Annotated in this window: 6 protein-coding genes and 1 pseudogene; 4 read left to right on the forward strand and 3 right to left on the reverse strand. The window is 65.2% G+C overall.

Annotated elements, in window-relative coordinates; all coding sequences use genetic code 11:
- The 3 genes and pseudogenes from K7W41_RS22965 to K7W41_RS22975 all read left to right on the forward strand — a co-directional run.
- Nucleotides 1–487 (forward strand): annotated as a pseudogene (locus K7W41_RS22965) (IS4 family transposase); the annotation flags it as partial.
- A 110-nt stretch (nt 488–597) separates the two neighbouring features.
- Nucleotides 598–1197 carry a TetR/AcrR family transcriptional regulator gene (locus K7W41_RS22970; RefSeq protein WP_224612854.1) on the forward strand — a complete coding sequence of 200 codons (600 nt, stop codon included), beginning with the start codon at nt 598–600 and terminating at the stop codon, nt 1195–1197.
- Nucleotides 1194–1928 (forward strand): 4'-phosphopantetheinyl transferase family protein, encoded by a 735-nt coding sequence (locus K7W41_RS22975; RefSeq protein WP_224612856.1) that lies wholly within the window; start codon nt 1194–1196, stop codon nt 1926–1928. The genes K7W41_RS22970 and K7W41_RS22975 overlap by 4 nt, the downstream gene beginning before the upstream one ends.
- A gap of 122 nt (nt 1929–2050) precedes the next feature.
- Here K7W41_RS22975 and K7W41_RS22980 read toward each other — a convergent pair whose 3' ends face one another.
- Together K7W41_RS22980 and K7W41_RS22985 are read right to left on the reverse strand one after the other, a co-directional pair.
- Nucleotides 2051–2989, reverse strand: a complete 939-nt coding sequence (locus K7W41_RS22980) for a hypothetical protein (protein ID WP_224612858.1) — start codon at nt 2987–2989, stop codon at nt 2051–2053.
- Nucleotides 2990–3109: 120 nt separating this feature from the next.
- Nucleotides 3110–3817, reverse strand: coding sequence for an IS6 family transposase (locus tag K7W41_RS22985; protein ID WP_224612863.1), 708 nt, complete (start codon nt 3815–3817; stop codon nt 3110–3112).
- A gap of 1121 nt (nt 3818–4938) precedes the next feature.
- Between K7W41_RS22985 and K7W41_RS22990 the strand changes: the two genes are divergently transcribed.
- Nucleotides 4939–6174 (forward strand): hypothetical protein, encoded by a 1236-nt coding sequence (locus K7W41_RS22990; RefSeq protein ID WP_224612860.1) that lies wholly within the window; start codon nt 4939–4941, stop codon nt 6172–6174.
- A 487-nt stretch (nt 6175–6661) separates the two neighbouring features.
- Here the strand turns inward: K7W41_RS22990 and K7W41_RS22995 are convergent.
- Nucleotides 6662–6937, reverse strand: a 276-nt coding sequence (locus tag K7W41_RS22995) for a hypothetical protein (protein ID WP_224612861.1), incomplete at its 5' end; no start/stop codon positions are given.

The raw sequence follows: 6937 nt of genomic DNA on the forward strand, positions 1-6937 counted from the left end.
CGGCAAGCTGCCGGTCTGGGCCTGCTTCAAAAAGCTTCAGACCGGTGAGATTCGCCGCTGGCACCGCCGGATGGTGGTTTACGGCGTGTCCTTGTGCCTATGTGCCACCAAGAATGCGGCTGGCGAGGTTCTGTACCTCGCCTACCGGGGCCACGCATCAAAGAATCTCCGCCGCTATGCGCAGCGCTGGCAGGCGGAAAATCTGCACGCCGCCCTCAAAACCAGAGGCTTCAATCTGGAAGACACCGGCCTGACGCAGGCTGAGCGCGTCTCGACCTTACTGACCTGTGTGTCGGCTGCTTTCATCTGGGCTTGTGTGACAGGCCAGCTCCTGGCTGCCAGACAGCCCGTGAAACGCAAGAAACACGGACACCGTGCGGTGTCCGTGTTCCGACTGGGTCTCGATCATCTCCAAGATCTCCTGCTCCACCCGTCGCCTTCGTCCTGGCGGGCACTTCAGGCCCTCATGCCCAGTTTTGACGGGTAGTCAGCTGCGCCGCATGCCGGCCGACGCCGCGACCCGCTGACGCCCGGTGCCTCTTCTCCACTGTAAGCGGCCGAGGATCATGCCACAGCGCTATGTTCTACCTTGAGCGTATGTCTGAGCAGGAATCACCAACGGTGACGAACACCCGTGAACGCATTCTCGATGCCACCATCGAAGTGGTGGCCGAGGATGGGTTCGGCCGCGCCACCACCCGGTCCATTTCCATCAACGCCGGCGTGGCAGAGGTCACACTCTTCCGCCTGTTCAAGTCCAAGGCGAACTTGATCGTTGAAGTGTTTCTCAACCTCACCAACAGTTACCAGGAAGCGGCCCTGTCGCCCACCGGCAATCTTGAACAGGACCTGCAGCGGGTGGCCGAGCAGTACTACCGTCTCGCGCGGCGCAACCGCAAGCTGATTCTGCGCATGCTGCCTGAAGTGGCGTATAACGTCACCCTCCGCAAAGCGTCCCTGCCGCTGCGCCAGAAAGTCATGACGAGCCTGCGCAGTCTCTTCGCGCATTACCAGAACGAAGGTCAGTTTCCCGGGCGTAACCTTGACGATCTCATGGCCGCGTTCATGGGGCCCATGGTCGGCAAGATTTTCCTCATGGGTGAAGTGTTCGACGTCGAAACCCACTTCGACGCGGCGCAGCACGTCAACGACTTCCTGTACGGCGTCAGCCAGGGTGAGTCACCGTCCCCATCATGAGCGGCGCCGCGCCGCACACGGCGGTGTATCTGGCGCACGCCGATGACTTCGCCGGCCTTGTGGCGCTGCTCACGCCAGAAGAACACATCCGTGCGCGCGCCATCGCGTTGCCTGCCCCTCGGCGCCGGTACGTGGCGGCGCGCGCACTGGTGCGGACCGTTCTGGCTGCCCGGCTCGGCGCGCCGCCCCAGGCCCTGACATTTGCACTGGGGCCGTACGGCAAGCCGTACCTCGTCGGCCTGGACGTGCCGTTCAACCTCAGCCACACCGGTGATCACCTCGCCCTGGCCGTCGGCAACGGTCCTGTTGGGGTGGATCTGGAGGAAGTCCGCCCCCTCCAGAACAGTCACGCCATGCTGCAGACGGCCCTGGGCCCCTTGGAGCGCGAGCGGCTGCAGCGCCTGCCACCTGCACAGCATCTGGCCGCGTTCTACCGGGCCTGGGCCTGTAAAGAGGCCATCCTCAAGGCGCAGGGCGTGGGCCTGACGTACGACCTGCATGCCGTGCAGCTCACTGTGCCGGCGGACCTGCACGCCGCGCCCGTCCCCGAACAGGGACCTGAAGGGCCGTTCGGTCCGTGGCAGCTTTTTCTGCATTGGGTGCATCCCACGCGTGTGCTGGCCCTGGCCAGCACCGGGCCCGGCATCACCTTGATCCCGGTTCAAACGGTGGAGGACCGGGAGGGCCGCTGGATCATCCACCCCGCTGCAGCGGTTCTGGAGCGGCGATGATCCTGGCGCCTGGCAGTCACCTGCACGGAGACCATGCCACGAGCCGACCACAGCTTCCCTCGTGAAGCCCTGACCACGCCGCGCCGACCACAGCTTTCCGGCGCGGTGTGACGGTTCGATCGTTACACGGCCGAATCTGCCGAATGGCGCACCTGCGCCACTTGCCTCCCCGCTGCCGCAAGCGACGCCTGCGGCAGCGCCACTTCCTTGCGCCGCAGGTGCGAAAACAGCAGCGTCCGCAAATCCCTGGGCGCACGGGCCAGCGCCCAGACCAGTGTCCGGACCTGCCGGGTGCGGGACAACACGTAGTGCCGCTCCTCCAACCGGCCAAAGCCGAACAGAGGCGGCACGCTGCGGCGGTCTCGCAGCGTGCCCATCAGGGCGCGCCCAGCACTGTCCGGCCCCGCCCGCCCCGCTGCCACCGCCTCACACACCCGCAGCCCTTCACTCCAAAGCTGAAGGGCACTCTGCGGCGCGCCGAACCACAACCCGGACTCCGGACTGCGCCGCAAGGCCGCCTGATGCGCGGGCGCGGCACCCAGCGTCCGGTGCAGGTGGGCCAGATGCAATGTGGAAAACATGGACCACAACAACCAGACGCGGGCGAACGCACTGCACAGCACGGGCGAACGCGTGGCAGCGTACGCCGCGTGCAACGTGTAATCCTGCTGCGCCGCCAGACCGCGTGACACCTGCTCAACGTACCGCAGACGCTGGGCATTCACGGTCCCCTCGTCAAACGCGCCGATCAACTCCTCGGCCAGCACTGCCACTTGCTCAAGCCCATTATTCAGGCCGCGCGAGAACAGCGGATCGGTGTCCCACGCCGCGCGGTCCAGCAGGCAATACTGATCACCCACAATTTCGCTGGCGCTGTACTGGGTATGCGGGGCGTCCTGCCAGGGTCCAGTGCGTGTGGCGCCGCAAAACTGTTCGGCCAGTGCGGGGTACTGCTGCTGCACGTGTGCAAAGAGCTCTTCGGGCGTCCAGTCCACCCGCCAGCCCGTCCGTGCCGGGTCATAGGAAAGCCCCACACTCCAGGCAGGATTGGTCGCATCCACGTGATTTCCAAACGGAACCATCCACATCCAGCCGCCATCAAACATGTGATGCAGGGGGTTGTGGCAAGTTGTTGGAGCGTGAGGTGCGGTGGAGGTTCCCAGTGGCAGGCGGCCTGAAGTTCAGGCCGCCTGCCACACGGTTTCTTGCCACGTTTTGAAGGCAGCCTGGCGATGATGACGACGGTAGCGAGCGGGAACGGTGGAGCGGGCAGGGTGGTGGAGATTCATGATTCGGGTGTGCAGACTGAGGAAGCCCTGTGCTCGTTTTCGTGATCTGAATCCTCGCTGTTGCCGTTCCTGCTGCCGTGTGGGGCGATGGGACTGCTCGATCAGGTTGTTGCAGCGGTCAGTCGATACGACCTGAACGTGCTCCACCCCGTGGAGCACGGGGGATTCCCGAAGGGCTGCACCATAACTCCACAGCTTGTCGGTGTGGATGACCTCCGGCACATCGTATTCCCTCAGCAGACGGTGGAAGAACGATTTGGCGGCTTCAGTATCACGGTGTTCCTGAAGGAAAACATCCAGCACAGCTCCATGTTCGTCAACAGCTCGCCACAGCCAGTGTTTGACCCCGCCGGTGTCCACGTGCATTTCGTCTAAGGACCACCGGGAACCCCGACGGGGTTCCCGGTGGCGGAGGCCATGGGCAAAGAGGTCGCTGAATGTGATGCACCAGCTTCGAATGGACTCACGCGTCACGACGATGCCGCGTTCCAGCAGCAGTTCTTCGACATCCCGATAGCTGAGCGTGAAGCGGTGGTACAACCACACGGCGTAGCCGATCGCGAGAGGAAAACGGTAGCCAGGGAGTTTCTGACCGGTCAGCACCGCGTCACCCTACCTGAACAACTTGCCACAACCCCCTGCCATTAGTTCCAGCAGGGCGCTCAGGCGCCGTGTTCGCCACTGCCCAGACCGGACCATGGACACCTCTGTTCACTTTGGGTGCAGGTTGATTCCGGGTGAATCGTCACTGTCCATGCACTCGAAGGGAAAAACGCGCACCCCATCACGCCCATACGCACGTAACTCCCCCCGGATGCGCCAGGTTCGCGCGGTGACCTGAACGGCAGTGATGAAGCGGTGGTGATTGGCCTCCGTCCTGTACAACTTGGACAGGTTTTGTTCGGCGAGGGCCAGGCAGCGCCGCGCTCGATTCTGCGGTTCAATGGGTGGCCCATGCGGAGGCACCGTGACAGCGGCCAGAGGGGGCGCGGTTGGGGGCGGGATCAAGAGCTTGAGACCACCGCCCAGTATGGCGGCTGCCGCGCCAAGCGCGATGAACCGCCGTCGGTGAGGACTATTGTTCATCGTGGTCCCTTGCCCAGCTGCCGCGAGACCAGCCCTGACCAGGCGTCGCTGTTTGTCCGCATGGTCACCAGCAGCACCGGATATGGGCAGTGGCCACGCCATGAGGTGAATGAGGACTGGGGAGACAGCGTCTGAGCGGACGTCCAGCCTCGATGCCCCTCTGTCTGTCGATACACAGACCACCACCGGGGGCACCCTGGACCACAAGCCTTGATGGCCTGACACCGAACACCCGCCAGGGTGTCATCTTGCGGATACGCTAGCGGCAGCGGCACGGGCGGCCAAAACACCCTGCGCCCGTGGCGCCAACGCTGAAACGTCAGTGTTCAGGGTCATGGGCAGACCACCGATGACCCAACGTCGCTTTCACTGGGAATTCGCCCAGGATCACGTGCCGCTCGAACAACGGTGGGCACTTCAGCAGCCGGAGGAGGCGAAACCAAAGCGTGTATCTCATGGTGTCAACTAGGGTACATCGGCTCGTATGCAGCGACTCAGGCTCCTTGAGCGGCCAATGACCTATGTGCACCTCCGCCCATACCCAGGCGTCCTGGCTTCAGGCAGGCCGTTCATTGCGCCGCTCGACCTCACTCCCTTCAGCAAGCGCGAGTGCCCCCACGCCGTAAGCTGGGCGGGTGGAACAGGTGCCGCTGACCAGCCGGGCCCTGCGCCACCTGCTGGACCGCGACCATCACCTGAGTCGGCAGGTGGCCCAGGACCTCCGGCCGGTCTCCTTGATCCTGCCGCCTGTGGCTGGCGAGCGTACCCCCTGGCCCGTGCCGCCGGAGCCCGTGACAGAGGACGCGCTCCTCGAACTCCTGCGCTGGCGAGTAGAAGCGCAGGCGGGTCACTCTGAGCCCGTCACGGTACATGACCTCCTGCGTGGTGCCCTGACGACCGAGGGAGCGGCCCGGGTGGCAGGACTGACCCCACATGTGCAGGGCCTACGCGACCGGTACCGGCAGCAGCAGACCTTCACACCGGAAGACCTGTCGGTCACGCTCCGCTGGGCGGAGCAGGCGCTGGGCACAGCGGAGCCCATGACCGTCAAGAGCCTGCGGAAACGGGGGCAGCACCTGGCGTGGCTTCTGGCTGCCCCCTGGCCGGAGGCGCTCCTCACTGCCCCCGTACAGGCCCGGCCCACTGTAGGCGATCTACAGGTCAATGGCATGCCGGTGTTCGTGCGTGTGGCGTGCGGGCAGAAGGTGGAGCCGGTGTGGCGGTCGGTGCTGGGCGCCGCGGCCCTGGCAGCCGCGCACCAGGGGCAGGACCCCCAAGCGGTTCGGGTGGGCCTCTGGAGCGTGCCGCACGCCACCCTGCTGGACGTCCGCCTAGGGGAGCTCTTCCCCGCCCCGTACCTGCCCAAACTGATTCAGGTGTTCGGCCAGCAGGTCACCCAGACCGACTGGCTGGCCCTGGGGCGGACCCGTCGGCCTGCGCCGCTGCCTGGGAAGGCCACGCAGACCCTGCATCCCCTCCTGGCCCTGCAGGCCGTGAACAGCCGCACCAAAGCGATTGCCCGCGAGTTGCAGGGGCAACCCCACCGCCGGGACGCGCTGGAGTTACGCCGGGAGCAGACGTACCTGTATGAACTCAAGAGCCGCGCGGCGCAGGTGCTCCTGGACCTGGGCATGCTCCGGCCAGTGGCCATTGACCGTGAGGCGCTGCTGGTGGTGGGGCGCACGCCCCTTGGACCGCGTGGCTTTCACCTGCCCCTGGAGCGCTTTGAGCCCTATGTCGCGAGGATTGATGGTCAACGGAAGGGCCAAGCGGGACGGATTGAAGATGCCGAAGCGGTGTTGGCCCACATCGATCAGGCGCGGGCCGTGGCGCTGCTGACCCGGCTCATCGCCCGCAAACGCCTGGACTGATTCTGTCTGAGATGTCGCTGGTTGCCCCGGCTGGCCACCTCACGCTCCGCCATGCCAGGCCCCGCTCGGCCTTGAGCAGGATCCGTGGACAGACCAGCCCGGCACGGGCCCCGTGCGTGCGCCCCGACGTGAGGATCGGTGTCATGCGGGGAGACCACCCACTTTCAAGACGCCCAATGCAGGACACCTGGATGAGCGCGCAAGCGTGTAAGGGAGCAGGGCACGTCGGTCGACGGCCTCAACTTCGGGTTCCAGTCTGCAAAATCATGCAGCGCCTGCAGGTCGCGCAGCTTCACAACCGTCCCTGGCGCCGCCTATGGCTCAGCCATCAACGGCCACGCCTGGATGGACCCTGCCGCAAACGCGTCACACCTGGCTCGCACGCCGGGCTGATCCACCGTTGCATCACGCAAAGGCCACGGAAATGCCGCCAGGTCGAACAGGCAGTCCCCGACGCCGCTCCAACCCCTGCCGACCGTCTGGATGCTCAGCGATCCACTGGCCCGGCCGGGGTGGCCACTGGCGTTGCCTCTGAGCGGCGGTACAGCCCCGTCAGGGTCTGCGAGTCCTTCGTGACGATCTCCAGCAGCGCGACCGGGGTGCCCTTGGGTTCCAGTCCTTCACGCTTCAGGTCGACGAGCGTGGCCAGGTCGTTTGGGTAACTGTTCAGGAACTTGGGGATCCGGTCTTTGCTTTTGGCCATCTGGGGGTCTCCTCTGTCGTTCTGGTGGGGGCAAAGAACGGTGGCAGCGCCGGCGGCTTT

Origin of the sequence: Deinococcus multiflagellatus, assembly GCF_020166415.1 — a bacterium.
GTDB classification, from domain to species: Bacteria; Deinococcota; Deinococci; order Deinococcales; family Deinococcaceae; genus Deinococcus; species Deinococcus multiflagellatus.